Annotated in this window: 23 protein-coding genes, 3 tRNA genes and 1 riboswitch; of the genes, 5 read left to right on the forward strand and 21 right to left on the reverse strand. The window is 43.0% G+C overall.

Annotation, left to right across the window (positions count from 1 at the left end):
- Positions 1–38: 38 nt before the first annotated feature.
- From ACRAD_RS03450 to rpoD, 5 genes are all read right to left on the reverse strand, one after another.
- A complete protein-coding gene (locus tag ACRAD_RS03450; RefSeq protein ID WP_005015831.1) occupies positions 39–1,223 on the reverse strand; it encodes an iron-containing alcohol dehydrogenase in 1,185 nt (394 codons plus the stop codon).
- A gap of 1 nt (position 1,224) precedes the next feature.
- Positions 1,225–1,758 carry a hypothetical protein gene (locus tag ACRAD_RS03455; protein WP_005024971.1) on the reverse strand — a complete coding sequence of 178 codons (534 nt, stop codon included), beginning with the start codon at positions 1,756–1,758 and terminating at the stop codon, positions 1,225–1,227.
- Between the two features lie 77 nt (positions 1,759–1,835).
- Positions 1,836–2,501 carry a lipoyl(octanoyl) transferase LipB gene (gene lipB / locus ACRAD_RS03460; RefSeq protein WP_005024972.1) on the reverse strand — a complete coding sequence of 222 codons (666 nt, stop codon included), beginning with the start codon at positions 2,499–2,501 and terminating at the stop codon, positions 1,836–1,838.
- Positions 2,502–2,559: 58 nt separating this feature from the next.
- A complete protein-coding gene (locus tag ACRAD_RS03465) occupies positions 2,560–2,847 on the reverse strand; it encodes a YbeD family protein (protein ID WP_005015824.1) in 288 nt (95 codons plus the stop codon).
- A gap of 104 nt (positions 2,848–2,951) precedes the next feature.
- Complete coding sequence (rpoD, locus tag ACRAD_RS03470) at positions 2,952–4,841, reverse strand: RNA polymerase sigma factor RpoD (protein ID WP_005015823.1); 1,890 nt, start codon at positions 4,839–4,841, stop codon at positions 2,952–2,954.
- Positions 4,842–5,192: 351 nt separating this feature from the next.
- Here rpoD and ACRAD_RS03475 point away from each other — a divergent pair, with 351 nt between their 5' ends.
- On the forward strand, positions 5,193–5,396 hold the full coding sequence (locus ACRAD_RS03475; RefSeq protein WP_005015822.1) for a PA3496 family putative envelope integrity protein: 204 nt from the start codon (positions 5,193–5,195) through the stop codon (positions 5,394–5,396).
- A gap of 63 nt (positions 5,397–5,459) precedes the next feature.
- Positions 5,460–5,984 carry a YecA/YgfB family protein gene (locus tag ACRAD_RS03480; RefSeq protein ID WP_005015821.1) on the forward strand — a complete coding sequence of 175 codons (525 nt, stop codon included), beginning with the start codon at positions 5,460–5,462 and terminating at the stop codon, positions 5,982–5,984.
- A gap of 162 nt (positions 5,985–6,146) precedes the next feature.
- Here ACRAD_RS03480 and ACRAD_RS03485 read toward each other — a convergent pair whose 3' ends face one another.
- The 3 genes from ACRAD_RS03485 to trhO form a co-directional block, all read right to left on the reverse strand.
- Positions 6,147–6,764 (reverse strand): DedA family protein, encoded by a 618-nt coding sequence (locus ACRAD_RS03485; RefSeq protein ID WP_005024975.1) that lies wholly within the window; start codon positions 6,762–6,764, stop codon positions 6,147–6,149.
- Positions 6,765–6,858: 94 nt separating this feature from the next.
- The gene (locus ACRAD_RS03490) at positions 6,859–7,125 is read right to left on the reverse strand and encodes a hypothetical protein (RefSeq protein ID WP_005015809.1); all 267 of its coding nucleotides are present in this window, start codon (positions 7,123–7,125) and stop codon (positions 6,859–6,861) included.
- A gap of 268 nt (positions 7,126–7,393) precedes the next feature.
- On the reverse strand, positions 7,394–8,326 hold the full coding sequence (gene trhO, locus ACRAD_RS03495; protein WP_005024977.1) for an oxygen-dependent tRNA uridine(34) hydroxylase TrhO: 933 nt from the start codon (positions 8,324–8,326) through the stop codon (positions 7,394–7,396).
- Between the two features lie 114 nt (positions 8,327–8,440).
- Here trhO and ACRAD_RS03500 point away from each other — a divergent pair, with 114 nt between their 5' ends.
- Positions 8,441–8,926 (forward strand): DUF1289 domain-containing protein, encoded by a 486-nt coding sequence (locus ACRAD_RS03500; protein ID WP_005015805.1) that lies wholly within the window; start codon positions 8,441–8,443, stop codon positions 8,924–8,926.
- A 36-nt stretch (positions 8,927–8,962) separates the two neighbouring features.
- Here the strand turns inward: ACRAD_RS03500 and ribB are convergent, their stop codons facing one another.
- From ribB to ACRAD_RS03555, 11 genes are all read right to left on the reverse strand, one after another.
- Positions 8,963–9,622: a 3,4-dihydroxy-2-butanone-4-phosphate synthase gene (gene ribB / locus ACRAD_RS03505; RefSeq protein WP_005024979.1), complete on the reverse strand. Its 660-nt coding sequence runs from the start codon at positions 9,620–9,622 to the stop codon at positions 8,963–8,965.
- A gap of 92 nt (positions 9,623–9,714) precedes the next feature.
- A riboswitch (FMN riboswitch) is annotated at positions 9,715–9,868 on the reverse strand.
- 198 nt (positions 9,869–10,066) lie between these two features.
- Positions 10,067–10,447, reverse strand: a complete 381-nt coding sequence (gene panD, locus ACRAD_RS03510) for an aspartate 1-decarboxylase (RefSeq protein WP_005015800.1) — start codon at positions 10,445–10,447, stop codon at positions 10,067–10,069.
- Between the two features lie 143 nt (positions 10,448–10,590).
- Positions 10,591–11,172 carry an aminoacyl-tRNA hydrolase gene (pth, locus tag ACRAD_RS03515; RefSeq protein WP_005015797.1) on the reverse strand — a complete coding sequence of 194 codons (582 nt, stop codon included), beginning with the start codon at positions 11,170–11,172 and terminating at the stop codon, positions 10,591–10,593.
- A 19-nt stretch (positions 11,173–11,191) separates the two neighbouring features.
- A complete protein-coding gene (gene rplY, locus ACRAD_RS03520) occupies positions 11,192–11,488 on the reverse strand; it encodes a 50S ribosomal protein L25 (protein ID WP_005015793.1) in 297 nt (98 codons plus the stop codon).
- A gap of 99 nt (positions 11,489–11,587) precedes the next feature.
- Positions 11,588–12,541, reverse strand: a complete 954-nt coding sequence (locus ACRAD_RS03525) for a ribose-phosphate pyrophosphokinase (RefSeq protein ID WP_005015785.1) — start codon at positions 12,539–12,541, stop codon at positions 11,588–11,590.
- A gap of 36 nt (positions 12,542–12,577) precedes the next feature.
- A tRNA-Gln gene (locus ACRAD_RS03530) sits at positions 12,578–12,652 on the reverse strand.
- Between the two features lie 91 nt (positions 12,653–12,743).
- Positions 12,744–12,818, reverse strand: a tRNA-Gln gene (locus ACRAD_RS03535).
- 20 nt (positions 12,819–12,838) lie between these two features.
- Positions 12,839–12,913: transfer RNA gene (locus tag ACRAD_RS03540), tRNA-Gln, on the reverse strand.
- A 1-nt stretch (position 12,914) separates the two neighbouring features.
- Positions 12,915–13,745: a 4-(cytidine 5'-diphospho)-2-C-methyl-D-erythritol kinase gene (ispE, locus tag ACRAD_RS03545; protein ID WP_005024982.1), complete on the reverse strand. Its 831-nt coding sequence runs from the start codon at positions 13,743–13,745 to the stop codon at positions 12,915–12,917.
- A gap of 25 nt (positions 13,746–13,770) precedes the next feature.
- Positions 13,771–14,346, reverse strand: a complete 576-nt coding sequence (gene lolB, locus ACRAD_RS03550) for a lipoprotein insertase outer membrane protein LolB (RefSeq protein ID WP_005024984.1) — start codon at positions 14,344–14,346, stop codon at positions 13,771–13,773.
- A 12-nt stretch (positions 14,347–14,358) separates the two neighbouring features.
- Positions 14,359–16,035, reverse strand: coding sequence for a tetratricopeptide repeat protein (locus tag ACRAD_RS03555; RefSeq protein WP_005024986.1), 1,677 nt, complete (start codon positions 16,033–16,035; stop codon positions 14,359–14,361).
- Positions 16,036–16,143: 108 nt separating this feature from the next.
- Between ACRAD_RS03555 and hemA the strand changes: the two genes are divergently transcribed.
- The gene (hemA, locus tag ACRAD_RS03560; protein WP_005024988.1) at positions 16,144–17,427 is read left to right on the forward strand and encodes a glutamyl-tRNA reductase; all 1,284 of its coding nucleotides are present in this window, start codon (positions 16,144–16,146) and stop codon (positions 17,425–17,427) included.
- A 19-nt stretch (positions 17,428–17,446) separates the two neighbouring features.
- Here hemA and ACRAD_RS03565 read toward each other — a convergent pair whose 3' ends face one another.
- Together ACRAD_RS03565 and ACRAD_RS03570 are read right to left on the reverse strand one after the other, a co-directional pair.
- The gene (locus tag ACRAD_RS03565) at positions 17,447–19,330 is read right to left on the reverse strand and encodes a DNA primase (RefSeq protein ID WP_005024990.1); all 1,884 of its coding nucleotides are present in this window, start codon (positions 19,328–19,330) and stop codon (positions 17,447–17,449) included.
- 189 nt (positions 19,331–19,519) lie between these two features.
- Entirely contained in the window at positions 19,520–20,551 is a 1,032-nt protein-coding gene (locus ACRAD_RS03570; protein WP_005024992.1) for an outer membrane protein assembly factor BamD, read from the reverse strand.
- Positions 20,552–20,621: 70 nt separating this feature from the next.
- Here ACRAD_RS03570 and rluD point away from each other — a divergent pair, with 70 nt between their 5' ends.
- Positions 20,622–21,674 carry a 23S rRNA pseudouridine(1911/1915/1917) synthase RluD gene (rluD, locus tag ACRAD_RS03575; RefSeq protein ID WP_005024995.1) on the forward strand — a complete coding sequence of 351 codons (1,053 nt, stop codon included), beginning with the start codon at positions 20,622–20,624 and terminating at the stop codon, positions 21,672–21,674.
- Positions 21,675–21,697: the final 23 nt, after the last annotated feature.

Consider the following 21,697-nt stretch of genomic DNA (forward strand, 5'->3'; position numbering starts at 1 on the left):
GTCTAAATTTTGGACGCAAAAGTTATATAAACCAGCCTTTACCAAGCTTTTTGTAAAATCGCACGCAGGTCATCTAGAGTGGCTTCTTTCGGATTAAAGATAATCGAGCCATCATTTAAGGCTTTTTCTGCCACCTCATCGAGCTGTTCTTCAGTGACTTTACCAGTTTCACGTAGGGTTCTCGGGAGTTTAGTCAGGCTATATAGATGGTCACGCATGGTCAGGATAGTTGCAATAGCTTTGTCTGCACGCAGCTCTGCTGGTGTCTGGGCATAGGTATCTGCACCTGCAAGCGGTAACAGCAGCTCACCGATTTTATTGCCATTAATGCTTTTGTTATATTCCAGTACATAAGGCAGAAACAGATTCATACATAAACCATGCGGTAAATGAGCTACCGCGCCCAGTGCATGCCCAAGCGAGTGAACCAGACCGACCATAGAGTTAGAAAATGCAATACCAGCCATGGTAGAGGCTTGTGCCAATTCCAGACGACCTTGTGCATTATTGGGCTGATCCAGAACTTTAAACAGGTTTTCACTGATTTTTTTGATACCGGCGACAGCATAAGCATCACTTAGAGGATTGGAGGCGAGACAGGTGTATGCCTCGACACAGTGTGTAAGTGCGTCCATACCGGTCATGGCCGTCAGATGGGGGGGCAAGCTGGAAGTCATGCGCGGGTCAAGAATAGCTGCATGTGGCATCAGATAATAAGAAGCAAAAGCCAGTTTCACATTCTTTTCTGTGTCAGATACAACAGCTACCATGGTTACTTCAGAACCTGTACCTGAAGTAGTAGGAATTACAAAAAATGGCTTTAAAGCTTTCGGCAGATTGTGTGCACCGGAATATTTCAGCAGGTCATCGCCACCTTCAGAGACTAAAATATTGGTAGCTTTGGAGGTGTCGATCACTGAACCGCCACCAACAGCAATGATGGCATCACAGTTATTGTCACGGTATGCCTGTGCCGCATTACGCACAGTCTGCAGACTTGAATCCGGTGGCACATCATCAAAAATACATCCAATCACAGCGTCAGTTGACTCAAAAGCTGCTTCAATCGGCTGTAATAAATTATTAGCCCGTACGCCTTTATCAGTGATGATCATCGGCCGCTTGGCGCCTAAAGTAGCCAGTTCAAAAGGAATATGTTCTAACGCGGCATTTCCTGCAATTACTTTAACTGGACAGAAAAATTCATAATAAGGTTTAGCCATGTTAAGTACTCCGTTTGAAATAGGACTGGGCAACTTTTAAATAAATATTGGTAGCGCCACTAAGTTTTTCTTTTAAGCCAAGTTTGGCCGGATATTGTTTTACTGCAAACTCTGCAACCAGTTTTGGCAAGATCAGAGATTCCATTTTGTTGAGGCAACGTACCAGACGAATTGCATAACTTACATCGCCATCGGCAACCATACGGTCATTTGCAAACGATTGTGCAGTACTTTCCTGAAAGGAAAAAACTAAGAATGCATGACTCAGGTGTTTAAACATGATGGTCAGGTCGGGTTTGCCATTAAAATCATTTAACAGTTTAAGTTGCCGTTCTGCTGTCACTTGTGCCACAAAGGCCGGACCATTTGGATATACGGTCATCGACAACACAAATCCTTCTGGAAATTTTGCAACTTCCTGCTGAATTTCATGGTCAACCTGACTGGCCATGACCAGTCCGCGTCCAATGATATCCATCATCAGCCTGACATAAGCCTGCTGCAAAGCGGGTTTTACAGAGTTTATAGAAATCACTCGCTTATCCCTTTATTGAAAAATATTATTATTTAGAGTAAATACTCTAATGTATTTTATAACATTCGCAAAGTCATTTATTCATTATTGACTTGCAGTTCACTAAAGTAATGGGTGTTGTCTAGATATTCAATGAAGTCCTGGCACAGTTTTTCAAAGGTAGGGTAGTCATCCAGCAGATCATTTAACCGTACCATTTTCAGACCGGCATAACCACAAGGGTTAATACAATGAAAGCCGTCCAGTTGACAGTCAATATTTAATGCCAGTCCATGATAGCTACGGCCACGACGAATCTTGAATCCCAAAGAACCGATTTTACGGTCAGCAACATAGACACCCGGCGCATCTGGCTTGGCATATGCTTCAATTCCATACTTTTTAAGCAGATCGACCATGAACTGTTCGGCAAAACTGACCAGCGTACGCACGTTCCATTTCAATCGATTCAAATCAAACATGAAATAAGCTACTAGCTGACCTGGGCCATGCCAGGTTACCTGACCGCCACGATCACTCTGCACTACTGGCATATCTGGACGCTGGAGGATATGTTCAGGTTTCCCAGCCTGTCCCTGAGTAAGAACATTATTATGCTGCAATAACCATAATTCATCGGGCGTATCTTTATCCCGCTGCTCGGTGAAGCGCTTCATGGCTTCAAAAGTTGGGGTATAGTCCTGTAATCCTTTAAAACAGCGTACAGTTAATGCGGGCTTAGATTCAGTTACTTGTTCCGCCATAGTAAAATGACCCTATCAGAAAGTAAAAAACCAGATATTGTTCATATCTGGTTTTGAATTAAAGCGCGGTTTTAATATAAGGGCAAGCGGCCAGGTCTGCATAAAGTGCATGAACCTGCTCCAGTTCATCGAAACGTAACTGGGCAGTAAGAGAGTGGTATTTTCCTGTACGTGATGGTTGTATCTTTAAGGTTGCTTCATCAAAATCAGGGAAATGTTTAAGCAGAATTTCAATTACTGCTATGCGCAGTTCATCGCCAGCATTGCCGATGAGCTTGATAGGATAATCCATCGGGAAAACCCAAAGTTCTTCACGCAGCTCACGCGATGGGGTACGGTCAAGCATAAGACACCTCAAAATGATAGAAAACGCCTGCTGAAGCAGGCGTCTTGAACAGTTAGTTAAAATATGAGGGCAGCGGGTTATATTTCAAACCGGTCCCAGCCCGGTTAGTCATTTTCCAGGAATGAACGTAAGTGCTCAGAGCGGGATGGATGACGCAATTTACGTAAAGCTTTGGCTTCAATCTGACGGATACGTTCGCGGGTAACGTCGAACTGTTTACCCACTTCTTCTAATGTATGGTCAGTTGGCATGTCGATACCAAAGCGCATTTTCAGAACTTTAGCTTCACGTTCGGTTAAGTTTTCTAAAACTTCACGTGTTGCTTCTTTTAACCCTTCTGAAGTTGCAGCGTCTACCGGAGAGGTAATGTTCTGGTCTTCAATGAAATCTCCTAGATGCGAGTCTTCATCATCACCAATTGGTGTTTCCATTGAAATCGGTTCTTTGGCAATTTTAAGTACCTTACGTACCTTCACCTCATCCATTTCCAGACGTTCACCCAGCTCTTCCGGTGTTGGCTCGCGGCCCATTTCCTGAAGTAACTGACGTGATACACGGTTGATCTTGTTAATTGTTTCAATCATGTGCACCGGAATACGGATGGTACGTGCCTGATCGGCAATTGAGCGGGTGATTGCCTGACGAATCCACCAGGTAGCATAAGTTGAGAACTTATAGCCACGACGGTATTCGAACTTGTCTACGGCTTTCATCAGGCCAATATTACCTTCCTGAATCAAATCCAGGAATTGCAGTCCACGGTTGGTATATTTTTTGGCAATCGAGATTACCAGACGCAAGTTGGCCTCAACCATCTCTTTTTTGGCACGACGAGCTTTAGCTTCACCAATTGCCATACGTTTAGAGATATCTTTAATATCAATAACGTTCAGACCAAGTTCTTTCTCAATATCAGCAATCTTCTGCTGGAATGCCAAAACATCAGGACGAACTTTTTCTAGATGACCTTTAATATCTGGAGATGCTTTTGCCATTTGTTCATCAAGCCAGCCCGGGTTTGACTCCTGTCCTGGAAAGGAGGTGCGGAACTGGGTACGGTCCATACGGCCACGACGAACTGCGTAGCGCATAATTTCACGTTCGGAAGTACGGATTTGCTCATGCGTACCACGAATCATTTCAGAAATAATATCAAATAGGCGCGGAGTAAACTTAAACATCATAAATACAGATGCCAGAGCCTCAAGTGCAGCCTTTGCTTCTGCACTATCACGACCATGCTTTTCAATTACTGACTTAGTTTCTTGCCAGACTGTCTCAAGCTCGGTGAAACGAACTTTGGCAATTTCAGGATCCGGGCCCGAATCTGCTTCTGAATCATCATCTGATTCAGATTCTTCCTCTTCTTCTTCATCGTCATCAAGTTTAACTTCCTTGGTCGATTTCGAAGCAGTTTCATCTTCATCTTCTTCCAGTACAGCATCTTCTATCACTTCAGGAATTTCTTCATCAGATTCCGGATCAAGATAGCCTGAAAGAATATCGGCCAGACGACGTTCGCCTTCTTGATAATCTTTATATTCTTTTAATACAACTTCAACTGCATTTGGCCAGTAAGCAATAGAGTGAAGAACGTCGCGAATACCTTCTTCAATACGTTTAGCAATGCTAATCTCGCCTTCACGGGTTAAAAGCTCGACAGTACCCATTTCGCGCATATACATACGTACAGGGTCTGTAGTACGGCCTGGCTCATTTTCAACTGAAGCAAGAACAGCTGCAGCTTCTTCTTCGGCTACCTCATCGGCAGCTTCGGCGTTATCCTCAAACATCGCATCATCAGATTCAGGAGCACGTTCGTGTACAGGAATACCCACATCCTGAAGCATCTGGATAATGTCTTCAATCTGTTCACTTTCAGTGATTGAGTCTGGGAGATGATCGTTAACCTCAGCGTAAGTTAGGTAACCTTGTTCTTTGCCTCGGCTAATCAGAGCCGCTACTTGAGAAGTAGGGGAATGCATATCGCTCATCTTTGCTTACTCTTCGTTGAATCTGTGGCAGTGAAAAACCGTGCATGATAGCACAAATCGCATCAAAATTTTCTGATTTGATCAGTCAAGCATGATTTTATAAATAGATTTCATTTCACAATTATTGTTGAATGTTGGGCTAAAATTATTTTTTTCAAGTGAATGGCCTAAATTTTGTCAGGTTAAACCCATCACTCAGTTAGTCCTCCATAAATACACAATTTTGCCGTTAAAAAAAAGAGTTATTTAACTGGAATTCTCAAAAAAAACAAATAAATCTTGACAATTAAAATGAAGAAAGATAAATAGCGCCTAGGCCCATTCACATTTTTCTACTACGAGGTAGTTTTAGTGTCTTCTACAGATTTTGAATTAGATGATAACTACGGTGATGATGATGTCAGCTTTGATGAGGCGTCGAGTAAAATCAGCGCGAAAGAATCATTGGAAAAACGTCGTCTGATCGATGACCTGCTAGCTCAACGTCGCCTGGAACGAGAACTGAAAGATTTTGATTACGACTTTGATGACGATGATCTCGACGATGACGAATAAACCCGATTGGGCATCCCGTCGAGAAATGCTATTCTAGGCTTAATTTATTAATTTGGATTCAAGATGAGTGCTTTAGATTTAGACCTGTTGAGCGAGTATCTAGATGGTGACCAAAATGAGTATGGTCTAGATTTTGCAGCAACTCACGGTTTTTTATGTGCTATTGCGGTTGGCCCGAAGTTTGATCGCTGGCTTGAAGAGCTGTTTGATAATAATCACAAGAAAGTGCCAGCAGAAATTATTACCCAAATTAAGCTCTGGTTGACTTCACTTCAGCAAAATCTTGCCAATGAAGAGGGTATCGAGTTTCCCTTTGAAATTGAGGAAGCTGATGTAGAATCCAGCTTGGGCGACTGGTCAGTTGGTTTTGTCGATGCCATGTTCTTAAATGAGGAAGCCTGGTTTACGCCAGAGTTTGAAGATCAGCTGGTAGACTTAACCTTGCCGATTATGGTGTTCAGTGGCGTTGATGAAGAAGATCCGCAGATGGAATCTTTCCGTCGTAATGGCCAGTTGATGGATGAATTGGCAGAGGAAATTCCAGAGAATCTCAATGAACTCTATCTGATGTACCATACGCCAGAATAGTTTCTCTCAAAGAAAAACACCCTCATGCAGGGTGTTTTTTTATAGTTTTTTGCCAGAATCAGATAGTTATCATGAGCATAGTTATAATTCACAGGGAATTTCGTCAAAATTTAGCAGACTAAAATTATAGCTGTGAAAGTTCAGCTATGATAAGAAATGCTGCTAAGAGAAATGTTTTTTCTTCCAGTAGCGCTTAAATACAAAACAGAGTGCAATAATTACAACAATAGCCATGACCATATTGCCGACATTACTCATCAGCGCATGCATCTTGTCTTGATTTTCACCCAGATAAAAACCCACACATGCAAGAAATGTCGTCCAGATCACTGTGCCCAGCCCACTATAAAGCATGAACTTCCAGAATGGCATTCGGCTCATGCCTGCGGGAATGCTGATCAGTGAGCGTACGGCAGGCACCATGCGGCCCAAGAATACAATCCGATGCCCATAATGTTCAAACCATTTCAAGGCTTTAATAACATCAGCTCTCTTGATGAAAAGATATTTACCGTACCGGTCTACCAGATCAAGCAGCCTGTCTTGAGGTATTTTTCTGCCAATCCAGTAGAGTAAGGCCGCTGCCAGTAATGAACCACAGCTACCAGCAATAATAATACCCACTAGAAGCAATTCACCTTTTGACGCCACATAACCGGCAGACGGCATAATAACTTCAGAAGGGATAGGAGGAAAAATGTTGTCCAGAAACATCAGTAAGGCTATTCCCAGATAGCCTAACTGTTCCATGATTGAAATAACCCACTCATCAAGATTCATAGACCAGCTCACGCCATTCAGTTTAGGTATTTATACTTTGCAGTGAAAACCAATCTTTTATTTTATTCTGTCTAAATCATGTAAGTAGATGAGTTTATTCCTGATAATTGACTAAAGTATGAATATAGACTTTTCGCAAGAAGTAGGCAAAACACAAAGGCAGCGTACCAATACAGAGTAAGGAAAGAAACATTCCTTCCAAATGATAGGCAATAAACAGCGCAAAGATGATACCGATCATTGCACCTAATAAGACTATAAAAATATGGGGTTGTTTTTCTAGCTCAGCCTGAATCTGATTAGACTGTAAAGAATGAATGCTTGAAGAAGCTGGATATTCAGTATGCTCACTAATTTCCATAAATCTGGCCTTCCTGCAAATGAATCTGAATGGTTTTATTCACATATTTGCCTATAAGAGTAATATCTATAGACTTATAAATTTTTTATGGTGAATAGAAGGTAACAAAACCTAACAGTGTGTAGATTAGCAAGATTAATGAGTAATACAATAAGCTTCAGATAGTGAAAATGTAGAAAACTATAGCGGGTTTGCGAGTGAATGTGATAAAACGTAAAAACCACATCAAAACTAATGCGGTTTTTAACATATAGATTACATTAAAGAATTATAGACGTTTACGTTTTGCTGCAGCAATTTGAGACTGACGCATACGGAAACCTGCCTTCTGTTTTTCTGTTGTTTTATCTATACAGTACTTGCAAGATACGCCATGTTCATAGCTGTGCAGTTCAATTTCTTCAGGCGTTAATGGCCATCCACATGCATGGCATTTACTGTGCTGTCCTTCTTCCACGCCATGAGTAACAGCAGTACGCCCATCAAAGACAAAACATTCACCTTCCCAGAGGCTTTCTTCCGGTGGTGTTTCTTCTAGATATTTTAAAATACCGCCTTTGAGATGGTAAACCTCATTAAAACCTTCTTGTAAAAGTAATGAAGTTGATTTTTCACATCGAATGCCCCCGGTACAGAACATTGCAATTTTTTTGTCTTTATGCTGTTCAAGGTTCTTTTTTACGTACTCGGGAAATTCACGGAAGGTTTCGGTTTTAGGGTCAATTGCGCCCTTAAATGTACCCGCCTTATACTCATAGTCGTTTCGTGTATCAATCAGAATTACATCATCGCGTGCAATGAGCTCATTCCATTCTTTCGGGTCAAGATAATGGCCGACCAGGTCACGTGGTTTTACCGGTACACCGAGCGTTACGATTTCTTTTTTTAGCTTGATTTTCATCTTACGAAATGGTTTGTCCGCACTATGGGACTCTTTATATTCCATTTCGTTAAACCCTTCGCCCAGCAAAAACTGATGAAGAGTATCAATAGCATTGCGGTCGCCTGCTACAGTCCCATTAATACCTTCTCCTGCTACAATAAGAGTCCCACATAAGTTCATAGCTTGTACCAGATCAAGAAGACGCTGCTGAAGATCGGCTGGATCTTGGACTTCTTTAAATTGATATAGTGCGGCAACAACCCAGTCAGTGGTCGCTTGCTGTTCTACAGGTGCAAGCTGTTCTACAGTAGCGTTCATGGAAGACTCCAAATGTATTAAGATAGGAAATTAAGGCGCGTATTTTAGCGCGAATTTTATGAAGAAGCGAGAAAACCATATGGCTGTTATGGTTTTTATTGAAAGGAGCCTGTCTTGAATACTGAACGCCGTATCCCATCCCTGACACCATGTGCTGGACGTTGTTCAACTGTATTTGGTGATCAGGTCTGTCGGGGGTGCCGGCGTTTTAATCATGAAGTGATCCAGTGGAATACGTATACGGTTGAAGAGCGTATGGCAGTGTGGCAACGACTCGATGCCCAGCTGGACCAGATTTTAGTACCTATGCTCCCGATGGCCCAGCTGGCACAAGTCGAGGAGTTCGTTTTATCAAAACGGGTACGTCTGCTGGAAAATGCAAGTCAGGGACGCAAGTTATACCATGCACTTAAAATCTGTGAAAAAAATAAGAATCTGGCTGAAGAGAGTGGTTTGGGTATCAGTGCTGAGCAGATCAAACCATTATGGCAACTATTTGAGCAAAAAGTATTGGCTTTGGCTAAAGCCAGTTATGAACTGGCTTGGTTACGGGCAGGGGATATACGACAAAATCTGCTGTATATGGAAGATGATGAGTAAGCCTCCTGAGAGGCTATTCTAAAAGTCTGTTAAGTTTTAGATTTGATGTTGCATGCGGTATTGAACCAGCTCTTCTATGGTAATTACGGTAAGGTGATGAGTCTGGGCATATGCCAGTACCTGAATACCTGTAGCCATAGTTCCGTCAGGATTGGTCAGCTCACATAACACCCCTGCCGGTTTAAGGCCAGCCATACGTGCCAGATCTATACTACCTTCGGTATGTCCGCGACGAACCAGCACACCGCCGTCTCGTGCGCGCAAGGGAAAAACATGGCCAGGACGATTTAAATCACTTGCCACAGCGCCGTCTTTAATTGCAGCATGAATAGTAGTTACCCGGTCTTTTGCTGAAACGCCAGTCGTCACCCCCTGAGCTGCTTCAATAGTTACTGTAAAAGCAGTATGAAAATGGCTGGAATTGTGCTTCACCATTGGCGAAAGTTCTAAGTGATCTGCAGCTTGTTCGGTAAGACATAAACAGACGATGCCAGAACCATCGCGAATCATGCGAGCCATGGTTTCAACATTGAGGGTTTCAGCAGCTACAATCAGATCAGCTTCATTTTCCCGGTCAAAATCATCCATGACCAGTACAGGCTTACCCTGGCGAATATCTTCTAGAGCTTGCTGAATACGTTGCTCAGCAGGAGATAAAGCGGAAAAAAACAGTTCGGGTTGAATTAAACTAGACATATGAAACGCTCACGTAAATGAAAATACAGTGGAACATTTCAGGACAGATATGAAATATATAACGACCCCTATATAAATATACATAAGGGTAATCTCGTCTTCTTTCATCCGGACTATACCGTCGGCTTTGGAATTGCACCAAATCTGCGTAGTACTTTAAATAGGTAATACGCTCGTGGGCTTGCTGATTTTATATTGAAACAACTTTACCACCGGTGGGGAATTTCACCCCGCCCTGAAGCGATGTAGCTCAATTATAATGCAATTTTAAGTGAATAATCATGTTTTTCTATAGAACGATCGGTTCTATATTTAGAATAAATTAGTCTAAATGCCTTTTGGGTATGTTATTACTGTATGAAATTTAAGATACTTTTTCTGTAAAGTGCAGCTATAAATATAAAAAAGCCCATACATGGGCTTTTTAAGATTATCTTTTTTACTTTAAGCGACCTGAACCGGTATACAGTTAGCAGTGTGATTTACCGTATTGTCAGGATTGGCATAGACGAGACGCGGTTTATGCGCATTGGCTTCAACTTCGGTAAAATCACCAAAGGTGGCAATGATAACTAAATCTCCAACATCTGCCTGATGGGCTGCACCGCCATTTACAGAGATAATCCCTGAGTTTTCTTCACCACGAATTGCATAAGTGGCAAAGCGTTTGCCATTAGTTACGTTCCATACATGGATTTCTTCATATTCGCGGATGCCAGCTAGATCCATCAGAACGCCATCAATTGCACAAGAACCTTCATAATGAAGTTCAGCATGAGTTACTACCGCACGATGAATTTTGCATTTTAATAAACGAGATAGCATGGCTAGCGTCTCCTTGGTCGACCAGGATAGGTCTTAGGGTTAAATCAATCACTTGATACAGAGTGCAATAAAGCAACTGCTGCGCATTTTGCTCTTAAATGAGCGTCAAGGCAAGATGGATTATTCAGTAATGCAGGTTTTTATCAGCCCGGTTTGTAAGCATTAATCTGGTTCATGGCCTGCTGTATTTCACCATTAACCAGTAACTTGATTTTACTTAATGTATGGCTAATCGCATCATCCATAAGCTCTTGCTCACTGCGCGGGGCTTTGCTGAGGACATGTCCTGAAACACGCTCTTTAGAACCTGGATGTCCAATACCAATACGCAAACGATGGAAGTCAGGACCGGTATGCGGAGTAATGTCCCGAAGCCCGTTATGTCCGCCGTGGCCACCACCTGTTTTCAGCCGGATAATACCAGGATTCATATCGAGTTCGTCATGCGCTACTAGCATTGACTGGGGAGTAATTTGATAGAATTTTGCGAAGGGTACCACACTCTGCCCCGAACGGTTCATAAATGTAGTGGGTAACAAGAGTCGGATATCTTGTCCTTCGATTTGACCACGACCGCTAATTCCATGGAATTTAGGATCATTTTTAAGAGTAATACCATATTGTTCTGCCAGACGTTCGACAAACCAGAATCCGGCATTATGGCGGGTTTGGGCATACTCAGTACCTGGGTTGCCCAAACCAATAATCAGTGAAATGTTAGACACTAATTTTGCCTTTTAGCACTTATGCGCGTTTAAAATCAGCGTGCATAGGTGTATTTTTAGCTGGGTGACGCTGAAGCGCTTGAATTTTTACGCTTTCAGTTTTGTCGCCTACAACAATTTCAATAACTTCTTCAAAAAAAGCATTGTTTTCTAAAGCTTTTACAAGCTGACGAAGTTCTAGGGTAATTGCTACAGGTTCAGCATCACCACCATAGATAATTGCTGGAAGTTGAGCAGCATGACGAAGGCGGCGGCTCGCACCTTTCCCTTGTACGTCTGCAGCACGCGCTTGAGCGTTTAATGTAAAATTAGCCATGAGATATTCCTCATTGAGTTTAAGTTAAACCAGACTTGCGACCAGTCTGGTGAATAGAAAACCCCAGCTTATGCCAGGGTTTATAAAAAATCTGCGCTATTATAAGTAACTATCGAACATTGCGCTAATAGATTCTTCGTTATTGATACGACGAATTGTTTCAGCAACCATGCTAGCTACCGATACCTGACGAATTTTGCCAAGCTCAAGTGCTTCTTGTGAAAGAGGAATTGTGTCACATACGACCAGCTCATCAATCACAGAGTTCTTCAGGTTTTCAAGAGCCTTACCAGATAATACCGGGTGAGTTGCATAAGCAACCACTTTACGGGCACCGAAAGTTTTCAATGCATCAGCTGCTTTACAAAGCGTACCGGCAGTATCAACCATGTCATCAACAATGACACAATCACGGTCTTTTACATCACCAATCAGATGCATTACCTGTGATTCATTGGCTTTTTGACGACGCTTGTCAATAATGGCCAGATCGATATCACCCATCTGTTTTGCAACTGCGCGTGCACGTACAACACCACCTACGTCAGGTGAAACCACCATCAGGTTATGATGTGACTGTTGACGAAGATCAGCAAGCAGTGCAGGGGTACCATAGATATTATCTACAGGAATATCGAAGAAACCCTGGATCTGGTCGGCATGCAGGTCAATCATCACTACACGGTCTATACCGACAGTGGTGAGCATGTCAGCAACAACTTTAGCAGTAATAGGCACACGAGCAGAACGTGGACGACGGTCTTGACGAGCATAACCGAAGTAAGGAATGACAGCAGTAATACGACCAGCGCTTGCACGGCGCAATGAATCAGCCATAACCAGAATTTCCATCAGGTTATCGTTGGTCGGTGCACAGGTAGGCTGAACAATAAAGACGTCTTTACCACGTACATTTTCAGTAATTTCTACTGCAATTTCACCATCAGAGAAACGGCCTACAGAAGCAGCTCCCAACGGAATGTGTAAATGGCTTACGACTTTTTGAGCGAATTGTGGATGAGCGTTTCCACTAAAAACGACAAGATTGGGCATGAAGCACCCTTGGCGGTTGGCATGTATGGAATGAGATGGCAGGGGTAGCTGGATTCGAACCAACGAATGGCGGGATCAAAACCCGCTGCCTTACCACTTGGCGATACCCCTAATGCGGCAGAACTTTAATATTTTTGCATGGTTATGTCAAGGTAAATTAACACGAACTTGCAAATGAACGTTCTATCTTTTTACAGGAAAATGGCAGGGGCGGCTGGATTCGAACCAACGGATGGCGAGATCAAAACCCGCTGCCTTACCACTTGGCGACGCCCCTAAAATGGATGATTGTATTGATGGCAGGGGCGGCTGGATTCGAACCAACGGATGGCGAGATCAAAACCCGCTGCCTTACCACTTGGCGACGCCCCTATCAATTTACTTTCAACTGACACAATGGAGACTCATCTAAACTATGAACCAGGTAAGCTTTACATGGTGCATTCTTTAAAATATCGTCTGGCTTCATGTCAGAAGTCAGTTCAGTGAAAACACAAGCACCTGTACCTGTAAGCCGTGCAGTACCGAATTGATCGAGATAACGCATGGCTTCATCAACCTCTGGATATAAACTTCTGGCCAGTGGCTCAAAGTTATTTCCGAAAGCAGATGGCTTTAACTGATAGGCGCAAAATGTAGTGGGCTTCGTATTTCTTGTCAATGTTTTTTGTGAAAAAAGCAGTTGAGTGCTGATAAAACAGTCAGGTTTGAGCACTATGTATTGTTTCGATTCTAAGTTAATGAAACTTAACTGTTCTCCAATTCCTTCCGCCCAAGCGTTGTGACCATATACAAAAACAGGTACATCCGCACCAAGATGTGCACCATATTCAGCCAACTGTTCAATTGTTAAACCGCAATCCCAGAGCTGATTTAATATAATCAGTGTAGTGGCAGCATTGGATGATCCTCCACCTAATCCTGCACCCATCGGAATATTTTTCTCAATTTTGATCTGTACACCAGAAGAATTTTTAGTGTGTGATTTAAGTAATAATGCAGCTTTGTAGATTAGATTCTGTTCAAGCTGTACATTACCTAGACCTTCAATGTGAATTTTTCCAGTCATGTTGACTTCAAATTCCAACCAGTCATATAGGTCAATTAGTTGAAAAATACTCTGTAACTCATGGTAGCCATTTTCACGACGACCTGTAATATGTAAAAACAGGTTAAGTTTAGCGGGTGAAGGAACTCGGATCATACTAAATACCACAGCTGAAAACAGATTAGCGATTCTGGATTAGCATTGTAATACGGTTTTCTTGGCCATCAGCAAGTGGCTGTTTTAAAATCAGTTTATTAGGTTGTTGGGCACTGCCATTATAGCTTAATTCGACATTCCAGTCCTGTTCCTGAATGGTACTGATCCGTTGCTGTTCATCTTTTTTAATTTTAGCATTCAAGCTTGCCGGTCTGCCTTGGACCCAGTGTACGAGGTGAGTAATCGGTGCCTGCCATCCAGTAGCACGCTCCAATAGCTCTTCAGGTGTTGTTGCGCGAATCAGGCCTGTCTTTGCACTATTCAGCGTGACTTCTCCCGGACGGCCTTGAATTTGTGTTCTGCCTACGCCTAAGATTCCCGTCAGTTCAATATCAAAATTATCCTGCTGCTGTTCCCAGTTAAAAAATGCACTCCCTGACTGCTTGGGAGTTTTTACCCCAATTTTTCCCTGTAGATTAAATTGATTGTTTTCTGGCTGGGTGTTAACCGGATTTTGAGGTTGTGTATATTGCTGACAGCCGGTAAAAGCCAGAGTTGCCGTAGCGCACAAAGCGAGTCCCAGTTTAGAAAAAGAACGCATGAAAGTTTAACTCTATTTAAATTGTTGAGGTAACAATAACGCATCTAACTGATCCAATTGCGGATCATTATGATATTTTTGTTTAAGCTGTTTTAACACTTCACTAAATTTTGTGAGTGAACCCTGCATATAAAGTGCTTTAGCGTAGCGTACGCCAATTTTCAGGTTCTGACTTAGGCTGTAGGCCTTGGCCAGTACCCGGACGGCAGTATCATAATCATTTTGCAATATGCAGACGTACCCGAGTGTGTCGAGTATTGAGGCTTGTTCCGGCGCATACTCAAGTGCATGCTCTGCATACTGGCGCGCTTCATTTAGACGCCGGTTTTGCAGAGCGAGAGTGTAAGCATATGCATTCAGGTAAGTTGGACTGTTTGGTTCTATTTCCAGCAAATGTTTGAGTGTCTGGTCCAGTTTTTCCCGGTCTTGAAAAGGATCAAGCAATAAGACTTGGGCATAGATCAGCTCCGGGTCATCTGGCAGGTTTTTAACTGCTTCATCAAGTAAAGCCAGCGCTGCTTTTTTATTTCCCGTCTTTTTCAAGATTTCTGCCTGAGCCTGGTATAAAAAACTGGCATGCTGTGGATAATTGACACGTTCTTGAGTAAGAAAACGCAAGGCATCATTCAGCTGGTTTTGCTTTTCAAAAATAGTGACCAGATTCCGCCGCGATACAGTGTATAGACTACCGTCCACTAGACGATAATAAGCTTTCGCTGTTTCGTAATGCTGTTTCCGCTCGGCATTTACTGCTAAATAGTAATAGGCCTCATTCTGATACTGATCAGAATAACGTAGCTCTACCAGATATTTTTCTGCCTGCTCATATTGCTTGAGATCAATACTGGTTAATCCGGCAATAAATAATGCTTCTTCAGCATCTGGCCACTGTTTTAAAATACCTTGAAGCTTTTTTAAGGCTGATTCGGCCTGATTGGATTTGACCAGAAAGCGGACCTCTGCCAGCCGGATATCCAAATTATATTTCTGTTTGCGGCTTGATTTTTCCAGCCATTGCTGGGCTGCTAGCTGGTCATTCTGAGCCATTAACAGGTTGGCCTTCATCAGAATAAAACCAGTAACTTTGGGCCGCTTGCGCAGTGCCTGATTGATAGTCACTAAAGCCTGCTCTAGCTGACCATTTTGTGCTTCCAGGCCAGCGATTAAAACCAGAATAGAAGGATTATTTTTTTCCTTACTGCTACGTAAGGCATTTAAAAGTATCTCGCGATCTTCTGGAAGCTCTGGGGCAATCCCTGCCAGAATCTGTTCCAGATCAGCATTTGGATCAATATTAAGAATTTTATTCAGGGTATCGGCGGCAAGCTCATATTCATGCGCTTTCAGAGAAATATGGGCCAGATAAAATAAAGCCGGAACATCTTGAGGTTCCTGAACCACCCAGTGTGTCGCGATGTCTAAGGCTGCTTTCAGATCATTCTGTTCGAGGGCAACATTCAGGGCACGCTGTTTGATAGTGGTTGAATTACTTTTAATGGCCAGTACAGTATAGTTATGCAACGCAGTAGGAATATCACCGTAAGCGAGTGCAAATTCGGCAATCATGCTTTGTTTTAAGGCATTATAGTTAGGATTTTCATGATAAATATCGCCCGATGCCCTAAGATGAGCGGTCGAGGCTATGCTACCTACCAGTAAGACTGTGGTAGAATATCGCCGTATAGTCATGCCGGATAGTCGGCTATTGATTTGACGCAATTTTTATTGATCCAGCTAATGCTTTTTATGACACCGATGTTGCACAATAACATAAATTTAGTGAAATGATGATCTGATATGTCTTTCTTTGCATTAGGGGTCAACCATCAAACTGCTTCTGTAGAGTTGCGAGAACAGATCGCTTTTAACCCTGAGCGGTTAAACGCTTTATTTGCCGAGCAAAGTCAGCATCCTGTCTTGAATGATATGGTGGTGGTCTCGACCTGTAACCGAACAGAAGTCTATGCCATGGCAGAGCATGCTGATATGGTATTGGACTGGCTCGCCCATGCAAATGGTTTAGATGTCAATCAGCTCATCAAACATACTTACCGTTATGAAGATGCTCAGGCGATTACTCACTTGATGCGTGTTGCCAGCGGTTTAGACTCTTTAATGCTGGGTGAACCGCAGATTCTGGGTCAAGTAAAACAGGCACTGTCGATTGCAAAAGAAGCCCATATGGTTTCACCGGCACTAAACCGCATTTTTGAATATGCCTTCTATGCAGCTAAACGTGTACGTTCAGAAACTGCTGTAGGTAGTCATGCAGTCTCTATGGGTTATGCAGTTGCTCAGCTTGCCCTGCAGGTCTTTAGCCAGCCACAAGAGTTGACTGTAATGGTTGTGGCTGCTGGAGAGATGAACAGTTTAGTAGCTAAACACCTAGCTGAAATGGGTGTAGGTAAAATCCTGATCTGTAATCGTAGTCGCGAGCGGGCAGAGAATTTGGCGCAGGAGATTGCTCATCAGGTAGAGGTCGAGATTCTGGAATTTTCGGAACTGGCCAGTAACTTGTACCGTGCTGATGTAATCTCAAGCTGTACAGGCAGCCTGTATCAGGTAATTTCTTATCGTGATGTGAAAACAGCATTAAAAAAACGGCGCTACCAGCAGATGTTAATGGTAGATCTGGCTGTTCCGCGTGATATTGAGCCAAAAGTCGCGTCACTAGATGGTGTATATCTGTATGGCGTTGATGACCTGCAAAGTGTTATTGATGAGAACCTTGCCCAGCGACGTCAGGCTGCGGTTGAAGCTGAAATTATGGTTAACCAGCTGGCGACCCAGCTTATTACCCATCAAAAGGTCCAGCAGGCTGGCAGTACTATCGCTGCTTATCGTGAACAGGGCCAGCACTTGACTGAATATGAGTTGCGGTTGGCGCTGGAGCATTTGCAGGCCGGAAAAGATGCAGCTGAAGTCCTGCAAAACTTTTCCCATCGTCTCACTCAGAAATTATTACATCCGACTTCAATTCTGCTAAAGCAGGCAGCTCAGGAAGAAGATCCCTCATGTTTTGAGTGGTTACAGGACGGTTTGCAGGGGATATTTGACCGTCAGCGTAAACTTAAAAAATAATTTGAAAACAGCTTAAACCTTATGAATGCAATAGTCTTAAGCTGATTTTCTTGGTCAGTTCATTGAGTTGCTGCCGCAGATTGCGTGATTCAATAAGTGAAATGGGTGATTTTAGTTTCTGTTTTAAGTATTTTTCCTGCAGGCCCAAGGCATATTCTTTAGCAAGCTTGTCTGCCATTTCTGGTGCCGGAATCAGGCTTTCAATATTGGTACGCTGTAAAATATCCGCAACCGCATGACAATACATACTGCACGCGCCAAGCACATAATAGACAGCCAGTTCCTGATCATCCGGTAGTTCATCAAAGATTTTATCTAATATTGCCAGTATTTGTGCCAGCAATTCATCCGGATGAATAAAAGCACGCAGAGTTTCAAAGTGAATATACAGATAAGGATGCCGTATCAGCATAGCGATGGCGAAATCTTCATCCTTGGTGCGGATATTAAAAGAGAGTGATGCATCATTGCTAAGTTTCGGAGTAAAACGCTTGCCTAGGCCGAGCTTTTCTTTAAATGACTGAGTGAGCAGATAGCGAAATGATCCCTGTTTAGGTAACAGGTCGGTAAGCTCCCTGAGCTCGCCCATTACCTGACTTTTACCCTCAGGTGAAGAAACATCTCGCTGTTGCGTGAGATGTGCAAATACAAAATCGGATAATAGGGGAGCCTGTTCAAGTAAACGCTGAAAATTTTCCAGTCCTTCACGACGGATCAGAGAATCGGGATCATGCTGGTCGGGTAAAACAAAAAATTTCAGTTCACGGCCATCATTTAATAAAGGCAGAGCAATTTCCAGTGTTCGCCGGGCTGCCTTTTGACCTGCAGCATCCCCATCAAAGGCAATCGTAATCCGGTTATTCTGTCTGAATAAAATATTAAGATGTTCAGTATTGCTGGCTGTTCCAAGAGTTGCTACTGCGCCGCTAATCCCGTATTGCTGCAATGCGATAACATCCATATAGCCTTCGACCATTAACCAGTCTTGAGCTTTTTGCTTGCGACCTTCATAAAGGCCGTACAATAACTGATTTTTATGGAAGACTTCGGAATCTGGCGAGTTAATATATTTGGGTTTGATCTCATCATTTAATGCGCGCCCCCCAAAACCGACTACACGGCCCTTACTGTCCCGGATTGGAAAAATAACCCGGTCACGAAGTAAGTCAAAGTCACGTCCGCTCTCACTAGAGCGAATCAGCCCTAGCTGTTTCAGACCTTCAATATCATAGGGGAATGCCTTTTCCAGATGCTGCCAGTCCTCTGGTGCATAGCCCAAGCGCCAGAACTGGACTGTATCTTGGCTTAAGCCGCGCTGTTTAAAGTAAAATTGTGCGCTTTGGCTTTTAGGTAACTGCTGTTCATAAAACTGAGCAATATTCTCTAGCAGGTCATACAGGTTACCTTCCTGTACTTGCACATCTGTCACATTTTCAAATTGTTCAAACGGATCAAAACTCTGAAATTCAGCGAAAGGATCAATCGGAGTATAAGGTGTATTTGTGATAGGAGACTGGATCTGTTCTTTAGCCTGCGCGGCAGGAGCCTGAACCGGCTTGCTAACTTTTTTGATTTCACGTTTATAGGACAGGCGCTTATTGTCCTGATTGTCTTTTGGTAGTTCAATACCAGTCTGGTTTGCTAGGTCTTTCATAACATCAACAAAATTACGGCTGTCGATATCCATTAAAAAACGTATAGCATTGCCGTTGGCCTGACAGCCAAAGCAGTGGTAATACTGCTTGTCACGGTAGACATGGAAAGAAGGTGACTTTTCCTGATGAAAAGGACAACAGCCAGAATAAGTCCGTCCGGTTTTTTTAAGTTTTACGCGTTGGCCAATCAGATCAACAATATCAGTACGATCCAGGATCTGATCAATCGTATGCTGTGGAATTGCCATAAGAAAAAGCCATTATTTTATATACTTTAACCATAAAAACGCTGACCTGAAGTCTTGCTTTAAGCACTATTCAGTTGCTATCACTTGAACTAAACAGTCCTGTACAGAATCTAGCCGTCTTTACTGAAAAAGAGAAGGGGGAAAGTATTTTAACTTTCCCCCCCGAAAAAAGCGACCATCTGGTCGAGATTATTCGTTTGGAGTTTCTGTAGCTATATCAGCCGGTGGTTTGGCGAGCATTGGTGTATGTTGCTGTCCATTTTCAGATTTACCGAGCATACCTAAGCTCAGACGGTTGAGCCAGCTACGTTCTTCTGAAGAATGACTAGAGGTTTCCTGCGATACTTCACTTGCAGTACTGTTTTTGGCTTCACGGCCAAAAATTCCCAGTGTGGCGCGGTTAAGCAGGCTGGCATCTTTGCGGGCGGCACGCAGGTTTACACTGCCATTACTACGCACCAGTTCCGGATAGTTTAGTTTTAAGACGTCTACATACTGCTGTGATGAAGCCTGATCACCCAGCTTGTCATAAGCGTAAGCCATGGTAGCTAGAGCTTCTGGAATTTGAGGAGTCTGCGGATAATGTTCAACTACCCACTGCGCCCGCTCCAGAGCAGCAACCCAAGCTTTACGCTTTAGATTATAGCGTGCTACGTTCATTTCATTTTCAGCCAGTTCCTGACCAATAAACTTCATGCGCTGTGCAGCATCTACTGCATACTGACTGCTTGGATAGCGACGAATAAAATCAACAAAGTTTTGGTAAGCTACTTTTAAATAGCTAACATCACGGTGTGATTGCTGCAAAGAAGTATAACGCAGCAAGCCATCATAATTCTGTTCCATGTTAGCTACACCACGTACGTAATAAGCGTAGTCAACATTAGGGTGCTGTGGATTTAAACGGATAAAACGTTCAGCCAGAGCAATCGCCCCTTCATAATCTTTTTGCTGGAATTTAACGTAAAGCAGCTCAAGTTGTGCCTGCTGCGCATATTGTCCGGTCGGGAAGTAGGTGTCCAGTGCCTCTAGCTGTTTTGCAGCATCAGAATATTGACCACGTTCAAGCGCACGTTCGGCTTTATTGAAATAAACCTGTTCGCTTGACTGTGGGCCAGTATCGACAACTTCTTTTTTTGGATTGCTGCTACAGCCCACTAATGCAGATGCTATGCCTAAAGATAAAGCAAGCATCGTAACTTTATAACGTGGTAGCGACATAAAAACTCCTCTGTTAATCGGGCAATGAGCTACAATTGCGCTATTAAACCACTTTTGTCTCGATGATCAAATGACTTCAGCACAATCTTCTAATTCTACTTTCCCTGAAACTGATTTCAATTTACTTGAAGATTCTGAGGATGCAGATAACCATACTTCAGAGCCGACTGCAACACGTTTATCGTTGCAGTTTCAATTGGATGAAAGCTATCTCGGGCAGCGTATTGACCAAGCAGCAGCACTAGTCTGGAATGAATTTTCCAGAGAGAAACTTAAACAATGGATTAAAGATGGCCATTTGTTAGTAAATGGTAACAATGTCAAACCTAAATACAAGTGTGAGGGCAATGAGCTGCTTACGCTTGAGGCAGAGCTGGAAATTCAGACTGCCAGTCAGCCAGAAAATATTCCGCTTGATATTATTTATGAAGATGATGACATTATTGTCATTAATAAAACCGTAGGAATGGTCGTACATCCAGGTGCAGGAAATGGGTCGGGCACTCTGGTCAATGCGCTGCTTTACCATTATCCGAAATCTAATGAACTGGCCCGTGCCGGACTGGTCCACCGGATTGATAAAGATACTAGCGGTCTGCTGGTGGTTGCAAAAAACCTTGAGGCCCAGTTCTCTTTAAGCAAACAATTGGCAAAAAAGACTGTCTACCGGATTTATGATTTAGTTGTTTATGGAAATATTGTAGCCGGTGGAACCATCGATGAACCAATCAAACGCCATCCTGTCGATCGCGTTAAAATGGCCATATTACCGGGTGGTAAAGAAGCGGTTACTCACTATAACGTGAAAGAGCGATTTAAAGACTTTACCCGTGTTCAGGCGCAGCTTGAAACCGGTCGTACTCACCAGATCCGGGTCCATTTTAGTTATATCGGTTATGGCCTGGTTGGTGACCCGGTCTATATGAGCCGGGTACGTGTACCTGCCGGAGCTTCTGAAGAGCTGGCTGATACTTTGCGTAGTTTTAAACGGCAGGCATTACATGCTGCCAAGCTTGGTCTGGTTCATCCGCGTACAGGCGAGAATATGATGTTTGAGGCGCCGTGGCCTGAAGACTTTAAGCGTTTAATTGAAGTACTTCGTCAAGAGAATGCTGCTTATTAATTCATTAACACGGGAAATTTGAC

This window comes from Acinetobacter radioresistens DSM 6976 = NBRC 102413 = CIP 103788 (assembly GCF_006757745.1).
Taxonomy (GTDB): Bacteria; Pseudomonadota; Gammaproteobacteria; order Pseudomonadales; family Moraxellaceae; genus Acinetobacter; species Acinetobacter radioresistens.